This window comes from Deinococcus budaensis, from assembly GCF_014201885.1.
GTDB classification, from domain to species: domain Bacteria; phylum Deinococcota; class Deinococci; order Deinococcales; family Deinococcaceae; genus Deinococcus; species Deinococcus budaensis.
The window spans coordinates 47717-63643 of record NZ_JACHFN010000009.1; the positions used below are offsets into that span (position 1 = coordinate 47717).

Genomic DNA, 15927 nt, shown 5'->3' on the forward strand with positions numbered 1-15927 from the left:
CCCCCCCGCCGCGCTACTAATGGCGGGAAATGCGCGACGCCCTGTGGACTGCCCTGAAGACCGTGAACGATCCCGAGCTGCACCGCGATCTGGTGTCGCTGGGCATGATCGAGCGTGCGGAGGTCGAGGGCCGGGTGGCGCACGTCAAGGTCAACCTGACCACGCCCGCCTGCCCCCTCAAGGGCAAGATCGAGGGGGACGTGCGCGCCGCCGTGCTCTCGGTGCCCGGCATCGAGGACGTGGCGGTGACCTTCGGGGCGATGGTGCGCACCGGGGGGCAGCCCGCCCTGCCCGGCGTCAAGCACGTGCTGCTGGTGGGCAGCGGCAAGGGCGGGGTGGGCAAGAGCAGCGTGGCGGTCAACGTCGCGGCGGCGCTGGCGCGCGACGGGGCGCGGGTGGGCCTGATGGACGCCGACGTGTACGGCCCCAGCGTGGCGCACATGCTGGGCGAGGGGGGGGCGCGCGTGACCGCCAACGCCGAGCGCAAGATGCAGCCGCTCACGGCGCACGGCCTGCGGTTTCTGAGCATGGCGAACCTCTCGCCCGCCGGGCAGGCCCTGGTGTGGCGCGGGCCGATGCTGCACTCGGCCATTCAGCAGTTCCTCAAGGACGCCGCCTGGGGCGACCTCGACTACCTGATCGTGGACCTGCCGCCGGGCACCGGGGACGTGCAGCTCTCTCTGACGCAGACCATCCAGGTCACGGGCGCCGTGATCGTGACCACCCCGCAGGACGTGGCCCTCATCGACGCGGCGCGGGCCATCGACATGTTCCGCAAGGCCAGCGTGCCGGTGCTGGGTGTGGTGGAGAACATGAGCTATTTCGTGGCGCCCGATACTGGGCTGACCTACGACCTGTTCGGGCGCGGCGGGTCGCGCAAACTCGGCAGCCTGCCCATGCTGGGCGAGGTGCCCATCGACGTGGCGGCGCGGCAGGACGCCGACGCGGGGCTGCCCACCGTGCTGGCGCACCCCGAATCCACGGCCGCGCAGGCGCTGACGCAGGTCGCCCGCAACCTGGCGGGCCGCGTGAGCGTGCAGGCGCTGAGCGACCTTCCCGAACAGCTGCCGGTGCTGTGAGATGACGGCCGTGCCTGCCCCGGTTCCGGCGTCCCCGCCGCCCGCGCCCGAGCGCACCAAGCAGCGGTTGCTGGAGCAGCTCAAGAGAGGCGGCCCGCAGACGGTGCAGGACCTCGCGGCGGGGCTGGGGGTCAGCGTGCCCGGCGCGCGGCGGCACCTGTGCGACCTGCAAGAGCAGGGGCTGATCGAGACCCGCACCGAGCGGCCCGGCGGGCGCGGACGGCCGCAGCACGTCTTCCTCCTCAGCGACCGCGGCGAGGCGACCTTTCCCAAGACCTACTCGACCCTGTGCGTGGACGTGCTGCGGCATATCCAGGACCTGTACGGGGCGGGGGCCGTGTTGCAGGTGCTCGACGCCCGCAGCGCGGAACTGGCGGGGCGGCTGGCCGCCGAGCTGCCCCCTGGCCTGACCCTGGCCGAGCGGGTCGAGCGCGTGGCCGCCTGGCTGACCCGCGCGGGCTTCGACGCCGTGACCGAGCCGGCCGGGGAGACCGGGGAGACCGGGGGACCGCCCGTGCTGGTCAAGCGCAACTGCCCCAACCTGACGGTGGCGCGGCAGTACCCACAGCTGTGCCAGAGCGAACTCAACCTGCTGGCGCAGGTGCTGGGTGCCGGGGTCGTCCGTGAGACGCGCATCGCCTGCGGGCAGGGCCGCTGCCGCTACCGGATCGGGCCTTGAGCACCCGGCCTGCCCCGGCGGTCCGCGCGGCCGACCCCTCGGTTCCGGGGCCGCTCTACAGCTTGGTCGCCTGGCCGCCCGAGGCGCTCGACACCTGGCTGCGGCGCACGCAGGAGCGGCTGGGCGTGCGGGGGTTCGGCGCGCCGCACCTCAATCTGCGCGCGCCCTTTCAGACGGACCTCACGGCGGCGCAACTCGTCGCGGCCTTCCGGGCGGCGCTGCGCGGCGCGGGACCCTTTGAGGTGCAGGTGCGCGGCTGGAAACGCCTGCCCCACCTGCTCTTTTTGGAATTCGAGCGCACCTGCGCCCTGCGGGAGCTGCACGCCCGCGCGCTGACGGTGGGGCCGTCCACCCGCGCCCCGCACGACGGCGAGGGCTACACGCCGCACCTGACGCTGGGGCTGGGCATCCTGCCGCGCGCCGAGGACGAACTGTGGGCCGAGGTCCAGCCCCTGGTGCCGCCCGTCTCCCGCTTCGAGGTGGGCGTCTTGAGTCTGACCCGCGAGGAACGCGGCGAGGTGCAAGAAGTGCATACCTTTCCGCTGGGCGAGGGCGAAGCGCCCCGCGCCGTGCCGCCCACAGGCGCGGGCGCCGAGCAACACCCGGCGCCCGAGTCCTGAAGCTGCCCCCGGCGAGGCCCCCCGCTTTCAGGCGGTGGCGGGCACCTTCAGCAGCGGCGCGAGCGCAGCCTCGAAGCGCTCGTATCCGGCAAAGTCGAGCTGCTGCTCGTTGTCGCTGAGGGCCGTGGCGGGGCTGGGATGAACTTCCACGTGGATGCCGTCGGCGCCCACCGCCAGCGCCGCCTTCGCCAGCGGAATCAGGAGGTCGCGGCGCCCGGCGGCGTGGGTCACGTCCACGATCACCGGAAGGTGCGTTTCCTGCTTGGCGAGGGCCACCGCCGAGAGGTCGAGCGTGTTGCGGGTCCACTTCTCGAAGGTGCGGATGCCGCGCTCGCAAAGGATCACTTCCGGGTTCCCCTCCGAGAGGATGTACTCGGCGGCGTAGAGCCATTCCTCGATGGTGGCGCTCAGGCCGCGCTTGAGCAGCACCGGGCGCCGGGCGCGGCCCACCTCGCGCAGCAGGGCGAAATTATGCATGTTCCTGGCCCCGACTTGCAGCATGTCGGCGTGCTCGGCCACGACCTCCACGTCGCGGGTGTCCATCACCTCGGTCACGAAGAGCATGCCCCGCTCGCGCGCGACCTGCCCGCCGATCAGCAGGCCGTCCACGCCCATCCCCTGAAAGCCGTAGGGGCTGGTGCGCGGTTTGTAGGCGCCGCCGCGCAGGATCTTGACCCCGCGCCCGGCCAGAAAGGCGGCCGTCTGCTCCATCTGCTCGGCCGACTCGATGGAGCACGGCCCCGCGATGATCACGGGCGGCGCGTCCCCGCCGATCCGCACGCCGTCGATGTCGAGCACGGTGTCCAGCGGCTGCACCTTGCGCGAGACCAGCAGCTGCTTTTTGTCGTTGCTCTCCTCGAGGTCGAGGCTGGCCTTGAAGATTTCCTTGAACACGGCCTTGACGGCGGCGTTGGTGAAGGGGCCGGGGTTGAGGCGCTCCAGCTCGCGGAACTGCTGCTCCTCGCGGGCGGGGTCGTAGTGCTGCGGGCGGCCTTCGAGGCTCTTGGCGCGGCCGATCTGCGCGACCACCTCGCCGCGCCGGGACAGCAGGGTCAGCAGCTCACGGTTGATCGCATCGACTTCCGAGCGCAGGTCGTCAATGCTGCGTTGACTTGGGGTCATGGCCGCAGTGTAGGGAGGCGGCCGGGGGGGGCGCCCCCAGACTGCTAGTCAAATGAAAAGAGTTGTCCAGGTCCGGGGTCAGGCTGGGGGGGGGGGTCAGCCCGGGGTATTCACCATGTGCGCCGCGACCCGGGAGAGCGCCGCGTACAACTCGCGGGCGTCGGCAGGCGCGATTCCGGGCGTCTCGCGCAGCGCGGCGTTCATGCAGGCCAGCCACGCCCGGCCCCGCGCAGGCGTGACCGCGTGCGGCAGGTGGCGGGCACGCAGCCGGGGGTGGCCGTAGCGCTGGTGGTACAGCGGCGGCCCGCCCAGAAAGCCGGTCAGGAAGGCGAGCTGCTTTTCGGCCGTCTGGGTCAGGTCGGCGGGAAAGATGGGGGCGAGGTCGGGGTCCAGGGCGACCCGGGCGTAGAAGCGCTCCACCAGCGCGGCGAGCGCGTCCGGGCCGATGCGGTCGTAGAGACTGCCCGATTGATTCAGTTGCATGGGCGCGGTCATGCGGCCAGGCTAGCGCGGCGGCCACCCGGACAAAGGAGCGGCAGGCCGTCGCCCCCGCGCCCTTTCCCCCGGCTTACCCGCCCCGGCTCCGCCCGCGCCCGCTCAGCTCCACTGCCACACGGCCGGTTCGTACTCGTAGGCCCCGCCGATCACGCGGCGCAGGTGCCCGATGGCCGGGAAGGGAAAGTGGTAGCCCGTGACCCACAGCCCCTCCTCCACCGCCGTGTTGAAGATGCGCTGGCGGGTGCGGGCGGCCAGCGGCCCGTCGGTGTCGAAGCCGATGTAGGCGCCCCGGTGCCTGAGGCTTAGCAGGAAGTGCCCCGCCGCGTCCCCGAAGACCATCAGCCCCTGGTCGCCGCTCTGGGCGCGCACGGCGAGGTGCCCCAGCGTGTGGCCCGGCGTGGCGACGGCCGTCAGCCCCGGCACGATCTCGGCGCCGGGCTGGATCAGCGTGAAGCGGTCGCGTAGACCGATCAGGTTGGCCTGCACCGCCGCGTTGGGACTGGCCTGGGTGGTCCAAAACTGGAACTCGGCGGCGCCCATCACGTGCCGCGCGCCCGGAAAGGTGGGCTGCCCGCCGGTGGTCAGGCCCCCGATGTGGTCCCCGTGACCGTGGGTGATGAACACGGTGTCGATGCTGGCCGGGTCGATACCGGCGCGGGCCAGATTGGCGAGCAGTTGCCCGTTCGCGCCGCCGCGCCCGGTGTCGATCAGCACCCGGTGGCGCCCGGTCTCCAGGACAACCGGGGTGAAGTGGTTGACCGTGTTCGTGGCGGGCACGTGGTACTCGGCCAGCGTGGCGGCGAACTCGGCCTGGCGGTCGGGGTTGGCGCCCCAGGTCGGCAGCAGCGCCGCCAGCGGAGCGGTGCCGTCGCTGACAATCACCGTGGTCAGGTCCCCCAGGCGCTGGCGGTAAAAGCCGTTGCCATTCAGCGGCCCGCTGGGGGCGGCAGGAGCTGGAGCCGTCTGGGCCGGTGCGGTCTGGGCCGGTGCGGTTTGGGCGCGGGCCAGCGGCGCGGCGGCCGTGACCAGCCCGGCGGCTCCGAGCAGGCGCAGGGTGTCGCGGCGGTTGAGCGGGCGGACGGACGCGGCGTCGGCGGGGTCGGACGGGGAGCGCGGGTCACTCATAGCAGGAAACCTCCAACAGGGGAATGTCCTTTGACATTAAACGGCCTGGGTCCCCCGGTGTGTGGCCTGGCCTGCCGAATTCCTTGAACCGGGTTTACCGGGGCGGGGGGGCGGCCTCGGCAGGCGCGGCGGCCTGCGCTTTGCCGCGCCGCAGCCCGTACAGGGCCAGCCCAGCCGACATGGCCGGGCCGCTCGCCAGCGCAAAGGCCAGGGTGCCCCAGCCCACCTGACCGCCCAGCGCCCAGCCCAGCCCCAGCACCGCGAGTTCGACGCCGCTGCGGACGCGCGCCACCGGCCAGCCGGTCACGCGGCTCAGGCCCAGAATCAGCCCGTCGCGCGGCCCGGCGCCCAGCCCCGCCGCCACGTAGGTCCCGGTAGCGAGGCCCAGCCCCGCCACCCCCAGCGCGAACTGCGCCCAGCGCGCGGGCAGCGCGGCGGGGTCGGGCACCAGCGGCCCCAGCACGTCCAGAAACAGGCCGATCAAGAGGACGTTGAGCACCGTCCCTGGGCCGAGGGGTTCGCGCAGCCGCAGCCGGGTGAGGGCCACGATCAGCACGCCCGTCAGGATGCTCACCCCGCCGATGCTCAGCGGCAGGTGACGGGTCACGCCGAGGTGAAAGGCCTCCCAGGGGGCCACGCCTACCCGCGCGTCGAGCATCAGCCGCAGGCTCAGGCCGTACAGGGCCAGCCCGAACACCAGGAGCGCGTACCTTCCCGGCCTCGGCAGGCGCGTGACGGCGGCGAGGGGCGCGCAGGGGCGGCGGGTCACGCGGGCGAGCGTAGCACTCCCCCGCCCGGCCCTGCCCGGCCTTGACCGTGGCCGTGTCTTAAGCTGCCCGCAGAGGCGGCTCACGGAGGGGGCAGGCCGCTTCCCCAGCATGAGGCAGGGCGGCTAGCCCACGCGGGGCCACCCAGGAGGCGGTATGGAATCCCAGATCAACGACACCCTCGAGGACACGCTGAGCGGCCACGACTGGCTGGAAGACGCGGCGGCGGCGGCGCAGCCCCGGCTGCGCGAGGCGCTGGCGCTTTTGCCGCCCGGCGTGGTGGCGTTCTTGCACGGCCAGCCGCTGGGCCATCCCCTCCACCCCATCCTGATTCACCTGCCGCTGGGAGGCTGGATCGTGGCCGGGCTGCTGGACTTTCTGCCGGGGCAGGGCCGGGAGTCCGAGCAGGCCGCCGACCGGGCGCTGCTGCTGGGCACGGTGGGCGCGGTCGGCGCCATCGCCGCCGGCTGGACCGACTGGTCGAACACCCGGGGCGAGGCGAGGCGCACCGGCCTGCTTCACGGCTCGCTCAACGAGGTCGCCTTTACCCTCAACCTCGCCTCGCTGTGGGCCAGAAAAAGGGGCAAGCGCGGGCTGGGCAAGGCGCTGTCGGGCAGCGCGCTGGCGCTGGCAGGTCTGGGCGGCTTCCTGGGTGGGCAGCTGGTCTACCGCCACGGGCTGGGCGTAGGCCACACGCTGGCGACGCCGCAGGGCTGAGGCGCCACGCCGCCTGCTCGTCTCCCCCTCCACGTTGCGCGCGGGCCAGCAGGCGGGCCGAGGTGGTCCCAGGAGGCTTGGTCCTGACGCTCCCCTTCGCCCCTCTGTGCCTGGCGCGCACCGCCCTTGGTCGCCGTCCGCGCAGAAGCGGGGGCGGCGCCGATTCCCCCTCTGAAGGAGCCTCGCCATGACGGACCCCGCCCACCCCACCCGGACTTTTCGCCCCGGCTCCGAACCTGGCCCGGGAGGTCCGGACCACCGGCCCCGCGGCACCTCGCCGCAGCCTGGTCCCGCCGAGACCGGCGACGGCGGCGGGACTGGCGCGGCAGGCGGGTCAGGCCCATGACCACGCCCGCAGTCTCGCCCACCCTGCCCGAACTGCTGCGGCAGAGCGCGGCCCTGCACCGCCACCTCTGCCCCCGGCAGGTGCTGGGGGCGCGCGCCGGGCTGCTGGCGGGCGAGTGGCTGGGGCTGGACTTTCCACGGGCCGACAAGCGGGTACTGACCTTTGTGGAAACCGACGGCTGCTTCGCAGACGGCGTGTCGGTGGCGAGCGGCTGCTGGCTGGGCCGCCGCACCCTGCGGCTGGTCGATCACGGCAAGGTCGCCGCGACCTTCGTGGACACCAAGACGGGGCGGGCGGTGCGCATCGCTCCCCGCACCGACCTGCGCGCCCGCGTGCGGGAAGCTCGCCCGGACGGGCAGAAGCGCTGGGACGCCTACCTGGCTGCCTACCAGACCTGGCCCGACGAGGCGCTCTTTGCCGTGCAGCCTGTGCGGGTCACCCTCGACCTCGCGGCGTTGATCAGCGTGGCGGGCCTGCGGACGACCTGCGACCGCTGCGGCGAGGAGATCGTCAACGGGCGCGAGGTCAGCGGGCCGGAGGGGACCTTGTGCCGCGACTGCGCGGGCGAGCGCTACTGGGAACCCGGCTGAGGTTCACCACACGTCCCCCTGCGAAAGTCGCAGCGCAGGTCAGCGGCAGCTGGAAGTCGAGGTCCCCGGCGGGCGCGTAGACCAGGACGCCGCCCGCCTCCTCTGGCGTGGGGACGATGCCCCCCGGCGTCCTCACGCCGAGCGGCCCCCGCCGCACGTCCCAGCCCGCTGCCCGGTGCAGTGCGAGGCCCTCCTCGCTGGCCGCAAGCGCCCCGAAGTCGTGGCCCCGCGCCACCTGAAGGTTCACCCGCCGCAGGATGGCCCGGCCGATCCCGCGCCGCTGCACCTCCGGGTGCACCCCCCCACCGCCTCGAGGTAGCCCACCCGCCGGGGCGTGTCCCCGACCAGCAGGGTCCTCTGCACCAGGGCCGCGTGCCCGACCAACTGGCCCTCCAGCCAGGCGAGGGTGTGCAGGCCCCCCAGCGCGTGGTCCCAGTCGTCCTCGCTGAAGTCGTCGCCCAGCAGCGCGCGCAGGGCGGCGCGGGCGGTCCCCGGCAGGTAGGCGGTGTGCCGTACGCGCAGCGAGAGGACAGGGGAGGTGGGCATGCCCGCACCCTCGCTCGGTCCCGCCTGCCTTTCGTCTGGCGCTCCGCGTGGCCCCAGACACGGGAAGGGTGGGGGCACAGCCCGCCCAAGGCAAAGGGAAAAACACCGTCCGAAGACAGTGTTTCATCTGGTGGAGGCTAAGAGATTCGAACTCTTGACCCTCCGCTTGCAAAGCGGATGCTCTCCCGCTGAGCTAAGCCCCCTCAGCGCCGCTCAAGGTAGCAGAGTGCGCCCGCCGGGGCAAGGGTCCGGCCCCGGCACACCCCTGCTGAGCACTGAACCGACCGGGGGGGACGGCGCGCCCTTCTTGCCCCATCCCGAAACGCTAGTCTGGACGCACCCCGCATGGCTCTCCTGTTTCGCCGCCCTCCCCTCCCCCCTTTTCCAGCGGGGGGCCTGCTGGTCGGCGGGGCCGTGCGCGACTGGCTGCGCGGGGTGGCCCCGCGAGACTACGACTGGGCGGTGCCGGACCCGGCGGCGGCGGCGCGCGGACTGGCCGCGCAGCTGGGCGGCTCTCCCTTTGCCCTCGACGAGGAACGGGGCTACTGGCGGGTCCACGCCCCGGGCGGCGTGCAGCATGACCTTGTGCCGCTGCTGCCGGGGGACGTGACGGCCGACCTGCGGCGGCGCGACTTCACGGTGAACGCGCTGGCGCTGACCCCACAGCGCCGGGTGCTCGACCCCTGCGGCGGGCGGGCCGACCTGCGGGCGCGGCGGCTGCGGATGGTCTCGGAGGCCAACCTGCGCGCCGACCCCCTGCGCGCGTGGCGGGCCGCCCGCTTCGAGGTCACGCTGGGGTTCCGGCTGGAGGAGGCGACCGGGCGGGCCGCGCGGCAGGCTGCCCACGACCTCGCGGCGGGCGTGCTGCCCCGCCCCGCGCCCGAGCGGGTGCGCGACGAGATGCAGGCGCTGCTGGCGCACCCGGACGCCGCGCGCGGGGTGCTGCGGCTGGAAGATCTCGGCCTGCTGGCGCTGACCCTCCCCGAGCTGCGCGAGGGGATCGGGATGGTGCAGGGCGGCTTTCATCACCTCGACGTGTTTCACCACGGGGTCGAGGCGCTGCACCAGCTGCTGGCGCGTTTCCCCGACGCCGACCCCGCCCTGCGCTGGGCCACCCTGCTGCACGACGTGGGCAAGCCGCGCGCCCGGGGCGTCAACCCGGCAACCGGGCGCACCACCTTTTACGGACATGACCGGATTGGGACCGAGCTGACCCGCGAGCGGCTCACGCGGCTGCGGCTGCCCTCGGCCACGGTGGAGCGGGCGGCGGCGCTGGTGCGGGCGCACATGGCGCAGCTTCCGGCGGGCGAGCGGGAAGCCCGGCGTTTTGTCCACCGCCGCCGTCCGCTGCTGCCTGACCTGTTGCGGCTGATGCTGGCCGACCGGGAAGCCTCGCGCGGGCCGGACAGCCACCCCGCCGTCCGGCACGCCTACATGCAGGCGATAGACCGCGTGCTGGCCGCGCTGGAAGAGCAGCCTGCCCCTCCGCCCCCGCTGCTGACCGGCCGCGACGTGATGGCGCTGCTGGACCTGCCCCCCGGCCCAGCGGTCGGGGAGGCGCTGCGGGCCGTGGCCGAGGCGCAGGCGCTGGGCGAGGTGACCAGCCCCGAGGAGGCCCGCGCCTTCGTGCTCTCGCGGCAGGCCTGACCCGGCGGCGAGCGTGAAGCACGCCGCTCTCCCTCCCCCTACTCAGGCGGCCTCCCTCGGGCGCACTAGGGCTGCCCGGCCTCCAGCAGCCCGGCCAGACGGTCCCAGGTCTCGGTCACGCCCTGCACCATGCCCATGTCCATCACGGTCTTCAGGGCCTCTGCGGAGTCGTAGGCGGCGCGGTTGGTGACCCGGGTCGCGCCTCCCTCCACCTCCGTGAACGTCAGCGTCACCAGGGTCGGCGGCAGGTCGGGGTTGATGTTGGCCTCGGCGTCCGAGAAATAGTCGGTGTAGACGAGGCGTGCGGGCGCCTCAATCTCCCGGTAGAGGCCCAGTCCCCAGGACTCCAGGCCGTAGAACTCGCCCTGGGCGGGGTCCGTACACCTCATGCAGTAGTGCCATCTGCCGCCCGGCCGGAGGTCGACGGTGCAAAAAGGCACGTCCCAGCCCTGGGGCGCCCACCAGCGGCGCAGGTGCTCGGCGTTCGTAAAGGCGCCGAAGACCAGCGTGCGGGGCGCCTTGAACACACGCTCGAGGACAAGAACCTGACCGCCTTCGACGGCCGAACGCGTAAGGGACGTGGCGTGACTGGTCATGGCAACCTCTCTGTTGAGGGGGAGACTTGGCGGCTGGGCGTCTCGGCGGGGGCGTCGGCGGGCGGGTCTGCCGGGGCGGCCGCGTCCTGAAGCTGCTGGACATACCCTTCCAGCCGGTCGAAGCGGCCTTCCCAGAGGCCCCGGTAGGTCTCCAGCCACCCGTCGAGGTCCTGAAAGGGTTCGGCCCGCAGCGCGTAGATGCGCCGGTTGGCGGCGGGCTGGACGGCCACCAGCCCCGCCTCGCTCAGCACGCGCAGATGCTTGGACGCCTGGGGCTGGCGCAGCTGGAGCCGCGCGGCGATCTCCCCGACCGTCAGCGGCTGCCCACTCAGCAGCTCGACGATCTGCAACCGGTGCGGTTCGGCCAGGGCGCTGAAGGTCGCGGCGTTCAGCAACGTGTCCTCCTTTCTCCAGGGAAGTCCCCGGAACTGGAACTATTATTCTATATCTGGAATATTCCTGTCAAGTGATATAGAGTCTTACGTGCTCGCCCAGCTGGACAAGGACGGCGGGCCGGGTCAGGGGCTATGCTTGCGGCTGCATGTCGCCCTCCGAACAGCCTCACCCCAGCACCCCCGAGTGGGTCGCGGACGCCGTCTTCTACCAGATCTTCCCTGACCGCTTCGCCCGCTCGGGGCGCGTGGGGGGCTTGAGGCTCCAGCCCTGGGGCAGCCCGCCGACCCCCGACGGCTACCAGGGCGGCGACCTGTGGGGTGTTCTGGAGCGGCTGGACCACATCGCCTCGCTGGGCGTCACCGCGATCTACTTCTGCCCGGTCTTTCAGTCGGCCTCCAACCACCGCTACCACACCCACGACTACTTTCAGGTGGACCCCATGCTGGGCGGCAACGCGGCGCTGCGGGCGCTGGTGGACGCCGCCCACGCCCGGGGCATCCGGGTCGTGCTGGACGGGGTGTTCAACCACGCCAGCCGGGGCTTTTTTCAGTTCAACGACCTGCTGGAACAGGGGGAAGCGAGCGCCTACCGCGACTGGTTCCACGTCGAGGAGTGGCCGCTGCACGCCTACGACGCCGCGCAGCCCGCGAACTACCAGGCGTGGTGGGGCATCCGCGCGCTGCCGAAGTTCAACACCGATCACCCCGCCGTGCGCGAGTTTTTGCTCTCGGTGGGCGAGTACTGGATGCGCTTCGGCGTGGACGGCTGGCGGCTCGACGTGCCCAACGAGATCGACGACGATCCGTTCTGGCGCGAGTTCCGCCGCCGGGTCAAGGCCGTGAACCCCGACGCTTACATCGTGGGCGAAATCTGGGGCGACGCGCACCGCTGGCTGGCGGGCGACCAGTTCGACGCCGTGATGAACTACCACTTCACGCGGCCCTGTCTGGGCTTTTTCGGGGGGCGCACGATCGACCACGCGCTGAACGAGGTCAGCGGCATGGGCCGGGTCGAAGCCCTGGACGCCGCCGCCTTCGCCCGCCGCATCGGGGAGGTCACGCGGATGTACCACCCCGAGATCGTGCGGGCGCAGCTCAACCTGCTGGGGTCGCACGACACGGCCCGCTTTCTCACGGCGGCGGGGGGGGACGCCAGCGCCTTCCGGCTCGCCAGCGTCTTCCAGATGACCTACGTGGGCGCGCCCTGCATCTACTACGGCGACGAGATCGGCCTCCCCGGCGGCCCCGACCCCGACTGCCGCCGCGCCTTTCCCTGGGACGAGGCGAGCTGGGACCGCGAGACGCTGGGACTGCTGCAACGGCTCACGGCCGCCCGCCACGCCACCCCCGCCCTGCGCCGGGGCGAGCTGCGCTTCACGCACGCGGCGGGCGAGGGGCTGGTCTACGCCCGCGAACTGGACGGGCAGGCGGCGTACGTCGCCCTCAACGTGGCCCGGACCCAGACTCGCCTGCCGCTGACCGGGGTGCGGCCTGGCGTGTACCGCGACGCCCTGAGCGGGCAGACCTTCGACCTTGGGGGCGACACCGAACTGGACGTGCCTGCGCGGGGCGCCGTGGTGCTTATTCCAGCCTGAGTGGGGCAAAGGGCGGGGAGGCACATCAACCTCCCCGCCCGCTCTCCCTGCCTGCCCTACCCCTTCACGCCGCCGCTGGTCACCCCCTGGATGTAGGAGCGCATCAGGAACGCGAAGAGCAGCACCAGCGGCACCGCCGCCAGCACGTAGGAGGCCATCAAGGCCCCGTAGTTCGGGGTGATGGCCGTCGCCGCCCCGCCCCCCTGGAAAGTCACCAGCGCGACGGGCAGGGTGCGGTGGCGCTCGTCGAGCACCAGCGAGGGGAGCAGATACTCGTTCCACACCGGGATCAAGCGGATGATCGCCACACTGACCAGGACCGGCAGGCTGACGGGCAGCACGATGCGGCGCAGCAGCGCGAGGTGCCCGGCGCCGTCGAGCCGCGCGGCTTCGAGCATGTCGCGCGGAATCGCCTCAAAAGCCGCCCGCAGCACCAGGATGGCGAAGGGCTGTCCCACCGCCACCGTCGGCAGGATGATGGCGAGGTAGTTGCTGGGCAGTGTCAGGGCCTGAATCTGCACGTACAGCGGGATCAGGGTCAGGAACTCGGGCACCAGCAGCAGCGCGAACGTGAGTCCGAACAGCAGGTGCCGCCCCGGGAAGTCCATCAGCGCGAAGGCGTAGGCGCTGAGACTGGCCAGCACCAACGTCGCCAGCACGCTCACGCCCGTCACGATCACCGAGTTCACCAGCGGTCCCTGAATCTGCGCCCAGGCGACCGCGTAGTTCTCGGGGTGCAGCCGGGTGGGAATGTTCAGCAGGTTCTCGGCGTACTGCACCCGGTCCTTGAAGGAATTGACGACGCTGAAATACAGCGGAAACAGCGCCAGCAGCCCGAAGACGATCAGCAGCGCCTGGCGCAGCACCTCGCCGGGGGTCAGCCCCACGCGCTTCACCGGTTCCCCCGGCCGAGCAGGCGCGAGAGGCCCGTCAGGGCGACGACCACGATCATCAGCAGCACGGCCATCGCCATCGCGTAGCCGTACTCGCCGTCGCGGGTGGCGGTCTGGTACATCAGCAGGGCCGGAACGGTGGTCGCGAAGCCGGGGCCGCCCGAGGTCAGCACCAGCGGGCTGATGAAGTACTGCACGTTGCCGATGATCGCCAGCAGCGCGATGAGGCCCAGTTGCGGGCGCAGCAGCGGCAGGTCGATGCGCAGCACCCGCCGCCAGCCGGTCGCCCCGTCGATCCGGGCCGCGTCGAACACCTCGTCGGGGATGTTCTGAAGTCCGGCGTACAGCAGCAGGAAGTTGAAAGCGTCCACGTACGGAAAGCCCAGGAAGATCAGGCTCAGCAGCGCCGTGTCGGGGTCGCTGAGCCAGTCGTGCCGCAGCCCCTCCAGGCCCACGGCGCCCAGCAGCGCGTTGAGCAGGCCGTCACTGCGGTAAAAGGCCCCCCACACCAGCAGCAGCACCAGCGACGGAATCACGATGGGCAGCACGAACAGCGTCCGGTAGGCGTACTGCCGTTTCTTGCCGCGCAGGTGAAAGATCAGCTCCGAGATCAGCAGGGGCGGCACCACCGCCAGCAGGAGGCCCAGCCCCACCCAGATCGCCATGTTCAGGGTGGCCTGCCCCATCACCGGGTCGGTCACGGCCCGCTGGAAGTTCTCCAGCCCGGTGAAGGTGGGGACGTTCAGCCCGTCCCAGTCGGTAAAGGCCCGCGTGATCGCCGTGTAGGCCGGAAAGTACGAGAAATACCCCACCAGCAGCAGGGTGGGCAGCAAAAACAGGTAGGCGGGCCAGCCCCCACGCAGCCGCGCGAGCAGGCTGCGCCGGGAGGCGGGGGCGGAACGGAAGCCGGGCAGGGCGGTCATGGGGGTCCTCCGGAAACAACGACACCGGGCCGGAAGCGTGCGCGGCGGCACTCCTTCCAGCCCGGCGGGGTCAGGCGACCCGGCGGCGCAGCCAGGGGGTTCTGGGCCAGGTGTGGCTGAGGGTGGTCAGCAGGTAAGGACGGTCACTCATGGGAAAGAGCACTCCTGGCGGCCCGGGACTAGGCCGCTCCACACTTGGCCGCTCAGTACTTGGACAGATCGACCTTGTTCTTGCGGGCGTAGTCGGCGGCGGCGCGGTCGAGCACCGTCTGGGCCTGCTGCTTGGCCTGGTCGAGCGTGATGTTGCCGCTGAGGTACAGCCCGAAGACGCGCTGCATGTCGCCCCAGCCCAGGTTGGCCGAGGCGTTCGCCACGCCGATGGAGCGCTCGGGCTGCTTGATCTGCGCCTGGATGGCCGCCGCGTCGAAGTTGCTCAGCGCGAGCTTGGCCGTGGTGCCCGGCCAGGTGGGCACGTAGGTGCCCTGCTCGGCGGTGAGGCGTTGCAGGTTTTTCGGCGTGCCGAAGTAACGCATCCAGTCGAGCACCGCCTGCGTCTTGCCCTTTTCGCGCATGGACTTGTTCGCCAGCGGCGTGCTCATGGCGTACTGGAAGCCGCCCGTGCCCGTGTAGGCGTTGGCCGTGTTCACGCCGGTCGCGTAGGGGCTTTCTTTTTTGGTCAGGCGCGGGAAATTAAAGGCCCCGACCGGGAACTTCACGCCCGCGTCCAGCATCTCGCGGGTCTTGTAGCTGCCCTCGTAGAGCATGGCTTCTTTCTGCCCCACGAAATCCTGAAAGGCGTCGTAGTTCTTGCCGGGGTCGGCGGTCAGGTAGTCCCGGGGCCAGGTGTCGGTGAACTGCTTCATGGTCGGCCACCACGACATGAAGCGGGGGTCTTTCGGCGTCAGGATGCCCTTGTGGATCGCGACGGCCTCGTCGAGCGGCGACTGGCCCGGCAGCCCGTCGTAGCCGGTGAGTTTGGCGTAGTCCTTGCTGTAGAGGTCCGAGAGGAAGTGGCGGCTCCACCACGGGTAGGCGGGCACGGCGTGCATAGGGTAGACCCCCGCCGCCTGAAGCTTTTTCGAGGCGGCGATCAGTTCCGCCCAGCTGGTCGGCGCCTTGCTGATCCCGGCTTTCTTGAAGAGGTCTTTGTTGTAGAAGATGGTGTAGACCACCCGGTCGCCGCTGAGGGTGTAGACGGCCCCGCTGGGGTTGCGGCCCTCGGCGAGCTGTGCTTTGTCCATCACGTCCTGCCAGGCCTTGTTGCCGGGAATGTAGGGGTTGGGCTGCCGGAAGGCGGGGGCGAGGTCGGCGGCCACCCCTTTGGGGAGGGTGGAATTCAGGCTGTAGGCCTGCGCCCAGTACACGTCGAACAGTTCGCCCGCCGCCGCCTTGACCCGGATCATGGTGTTGGTGTCGGGAATGGGCTCGGTGTGGAACTTGATCTTGATGCCGGGGTACTTCTTCTCGTACTCGTTGGCGATCTGCTGAAACACCTTGAGCTGGTTTTTCACGCCGGGAAAGTTCGGCGTGTAGTCGGCCGCGACCATGGTGATGGTGCCGCGCCAGGTGCCGGGGGCGGCGTGCGCGGCGGAAAGCAGGGCGCTGGAACCCAGCAGCAGGGCGGTCAGGGCAGTGCGGCGGTTCATGGGGCCTCCTGAAGCAACGGGACAGGACGAGTCACGGGGGGACGGATTAGACGGATTCAGGCAGCATAGGGAGGTCCCTCGGCCCCGAATAGTGCATTTCATACGTGATTGCCGCCGGACGGCGACCGCCCGGCAGGACTGGG

17 protein-coding genes and 1 tRNA gene are annotated in these 15927 nt (G+C 71.5%); 7 read left to right on the forward strand and 11 right to left on the reverse strand.

Annotated features, from left to right (window positions below; genetic code table 11):
- Positions 1 to 29: 29 nt before the first annotated feature.
- The 3 genes from HNQ09_RS12360 to HNQ09_RS12370 are packed head-to-tail and all read left to right on the forward strand — an operon-like array spanning position 30 to position 2378.
- The gene (locus tag HNQ09_RS12360) at positions 30 to 1079 is read left to right on the forward strand and encodes an Mrp/NBP35 family ATP-binding protein (protein WP_184029732.1); all 1050 of its coding nucleotides are present in this window, start codon (positions 30 to 32) and stop codon (positions 1077 to 1079) included.
- A 1-nt stretch (position 1080) separates the two neighbouring features.
- Entirely contained in the window at positions 1081 to 1758 is a 678-nt protein-coding gene (locus tag HNQ09_RS12365; RefSeq protein WP_184029735.1) for a helix-turn-helix transcriptional regulator, read from the forward strand.
- Positions 1755 to 2378 carry a 2'-5' RNA ligase family protein gene (locus HNQ09_RS12370; RefSeq protein ID WP_246363334.1) on the forward strand — a complete coding sequence of 208 codons (624 nt, stop codon included), beginning with the start codon at positions 1755 to 1757 and terminating at the stop codon, positions 2376 to 2378. Before HNQ09_RS12365 ends, HNQ09_RS12370 begins: the two co-directional genes overlap by 4 nt.
- 27 nt (positions 2379 to 2405) lie before the next feature.
- Here HNQ09_RS12370 and HNQ09_RS12375 read toward each other — a convergent pair whose 3' ends face one another.
- From HNQ09_RS12375 to HNQ09_RS12390, 4 genes are all read right to left on the reverse strand, one after another.
- Positions 2406 to 3500 carry a bifunctional 3-deoxy-7-phosphoheptulonate synthase/chorismate mutase gene (locus HNQ09_RS12375; protein WP_184029738.1) on the reverse strand — a complete coding sequence of 365 codons (1095 nt, stop codon included), beginning with the start codon at positions 3498 to 3500 and terminating at the stop codon, positions 2406 to 2408.
- Between the two features lie 96 nt (positions 3501 to 3596).
- Positions 3597 to 3995 carry a globin domain-containing protein gene (locus HNQ09_RS12380; protein WP_184029741.1) on the reverse strand — a complete coding sequence of 133 codons (399 nt, stop codon included), beginning with the start codon at positions 3993 to 3995 and terminating at the stop codon, positions 3597 to 3599.
- 102 nt (positions 3996 to 4097) lie between these two features.
- The gene (locus HNQ09_RS12385; RefSeq protein WP_184029743.1) at positions 4098 to 5123 is read right to left on the reverse strand and encodes an MBL fold metallo-hydrolase; all 1026 of its coding nucleotides are present in this window, start codon (positions 5121 to 5123) and stop codon (positions 4098 to 4100) included.
- Positions 5124 to 5217: 94 nt separating this feature from the next.
- A complete protein-coding gene (locus HNQ09_RS12390; RefSeq protein ID WP_343057782.1) occupies positions 5218 to 5892 on the reverse strand; it encodes a YczE/YyaS/YitT family protein in 675 nt (224 codons plus the stop codon).
- 154 nt (positions 5893 to 6046) lie between these two features.
- Between HNQ09_RS12390 and HNQ09_RS12395 the strand changes: the two genes are divergently transcribed.
- Together HNQ09_RS12395 and HNQ09_RS12400 are read left to right on the forward strand one after the other, a co-directional pair.
- Positions 6047 to 6607: a DUF2231 domain-containing protein gene (locus HNQ09_RS12395; protein WP_184029745.1), complete on the forward strand. Its 561-nt coding sequence runs from the start codon at positions 6047 to 6049 to the stop codon at positions 6605 to 6607.
- A gap of 342 nt (positions 6608 to 6949) precedes the next feature.
- Positions 6950 to 7543 (forward strand): FmdE family protein, encoded by a 594-nt coding sequence (locus HNQ09_RS12400; protein ID WP_184029747.1) that lies wholly within the window; start codon positions 6950 to 6952, stop codon positions 7541 to 7543.
- Positions 7544 to 7786: 243 nt separating this feature from the next.
- Here the strand turns inward: HNQ09_RS12400 and HNQ09_RS12405 are convergent, their stop codons facing one another.
- Entirely contained in the window at positions 7787 to 8089 is a 303-nt protein-coding gene (locus HNQ09_RS12405; RefSeq protein ID WP_184029749.1) for a hypothetical protein, read from the reverse strand.
- Between the two features lie 128 nt (positions 8090 to 8217).
- Positions 8218 to 8292: transfer RNA gene (locus tag HNQ09_RS12410), tRNA-Ala, on the reverse strand.
- A gap of 142 nt (positions 8293 to 8434) precedes the next feature.
- Here HNQ09_RS12410 and HNQ09_RS12415 point away from each other — a divergent pair.
- Positions 8435 to 9736, forward strand: a complete 1302-nt coding sequence (locus HNQ09_RS12415; protein ID WP_184029751.1) for a tRNA nucleotidyltransferase/poly(A) polymerase-related protein — start codon at positions 8435 to 8437, stop codon at positions 9734 to 9736.
- Between the two features lie 65 nt (positions 9737 to 9801).
- On the opposite strand, the gene HNQ09_RS12420 is transcribed toward HNQ09_RS12415, so the two are convergent.
- Together HNQ09_RS12420 and HNQ09_RS12425 are read right to left on the reverse strand one after the other, a co-directional pair.
- Positions 9802 to 10263, reverse strand: coding sequence for an SRPBCC domain-containing protein (locus HNQ09_RS12420; protein ID WP_343057783.1), 462 nt, complete (start codon positions 10261 to 10263; stop codon positions 9802 to 9804).
- A 65-nt stretch (positions 10264 to 10328) separates the two neighbouring features.
- Positions 10329 to 10727, reverse strand: coding sequence for an ArsR/SmtB family transcription factor (locus HNQ09_RS12425; protein WP_246363335.1), 399 nt, complete (start codon positions 10725 to 10727; stop codon positions 10329 to 10331).
- 146 nt (positions 10728 to 10873) lie between these two features.
- Here HNQ09_RS12425 and HNQ09_RS12430 point away from each other — a divergent pair, with 146 nt between their 5' ends.
- Positions 10874 to 12322: a glycoside hydrolase family 13 protein gene (locus HNQ09_RS12430; RefSeq protein ID WP_184029755.1), complete on the forward strand. Its 1449-nt coding sequence runs from the start codon at positions 10874 to 10876 to the stop codon at positions 12320 to 12322.
- A gap of 56 nt (positions 12323 to 12378) precedes the next feature.
- Here HNQ09_RS12430 and HNQ09_RS12435 read toward each other — a convergent pair whose 3' ends face one another.
- The 3 genes from HNQ09_RS12435 to HNQ09_RS12445 form a co-directional block, all read right to left on the reverse strand.
- Complete coding sequence (locus tag HNQ09_RS12435) at positions 12379 to 13218, reverse strand: ABC transporter permease subunit (protein WP_184029757.1); 840 nt, start codon at positions 13216 to 13218, stop codon at positions 12379 to 12381.
- Complete coding sequence (locus tag HNQ09_RS12440) at positions 13215 to 14138, reverse strand: carbohydrate ABC transporter permease (protein ID WP_184029759.1); 924 nt, start codon at positions 14136 to 14138, stop codon at positions 13215 to 13217. The genes HNQ09_RS12435 and HNQ09_RS12440 overlap by 4 nt, the downstream gene beginning before the upstream one ends.
- A gap of 203 nt (positions 14139 to 14341) precedes the next feature.
- Complete coding sequence (locus HNQ09_RS12445; protein ID WP_184029761.1) at positions 14342 to 15784, reverse strand: ABC transporter substrate-binding protein; 1443 nt, start codon at positions 15782 to 15784, stop codon at positions 14342 to 14344.
- Between the last annotated feature and the right edge of the window lie 143 nt (positions 15785 to 15927).

Excerpts from the sequence above, each read along its gene's own strand:
- HNQ09_RS12430 (WP_184029755.1), top strand. The coding sequence starts at position 10,874 with ATGTCGCCCTCCGAACAGCCTCACCCCAGCACCCCCGAGTGGGTCGCG.
- HNQ09_RS12440 (WP_184029759.1), bottom strand. The coding sequence starts at position 14,138 with ATGACCGCCCTGCCCGGCTTCCGTTCCGCCCCCGCCTCCCGGCGCAGC.
- HNQ09_RS12385 (WP_184029743.1), bottom strand. The coding sequence starts at position 5,123 with ATGAGTGACCCGCGCTCCCCGTCCGACCCCGCCGACGCCGCGTCCGTC.
- HNQ09_RS12415 (WP_184029751.1), top strand. The coding sequence starts at position 8,435 with ATGGCTCTCCTGTTTCGCCGCCCTCCCCTCCCCCCTTTTCCAGCGGGG.
- HNQ09_RS12405 (WP_184029749.1), bottom strand. The coding sequence starts at position 8,089 with ATGCCCACCTCCCCTGTCCTCTCGCTGCGCGTACGGCACACCGCCTAC.
- HNQ09_RS12375 (WP_184029738.1), bottom strand. The coding sequence starts at position 3,500 with ATGACCCCAAGTCAACGCAGCATTGACGACCTGCGCTCGGAAGTCGAT.
- HNQ09_RS12400 (WP_184029747.1), top strand. The coding sequence starts at position 6,950 with ATGACCACGCCCGCAGTCTCGCCCACCCTGCCCGAACTGCTGCGGCAG.
- HNQ09_RS12395 (WP_184029745.1), top strand. The coding sequence starts at position 6,047 with ATGGAATCCCAGATCAACGACACCCTCGAGGACACGCTGAGCGGCCAC.
- HNQ09_RS12445 (WP_184029761.1), bottom strand. The coding sequence starts at position 15,784 with ATGAACCGCCGCACTGCCCTGACCGCCCTGCTGCTGGGTTCCAGCGCC.
- HNQ09_RS12360 (WP_184029732.1), top strand. The coding sequence starts at position 30 with ATGCGCGACGCCCTGTGGACTGCCCTGAAGACCGTGAACGATCCCGAG.
- HNQ09_RS12380 (WP_184029741.1), bottom strand. The coding sequence starts at position 3,995 with ATGACCGCGCCCATGCAACTGAATCAATCGGGCAGTCTCTACGACCGC.
- HNQ09_RS12365 (WP_184029735.1), top strand. The coding sequence starts at position 1,081 with ATGACGGCCGTGCCTGCCCCGGTTCCGGCGTCCCCGCCGCCCGCGCCC.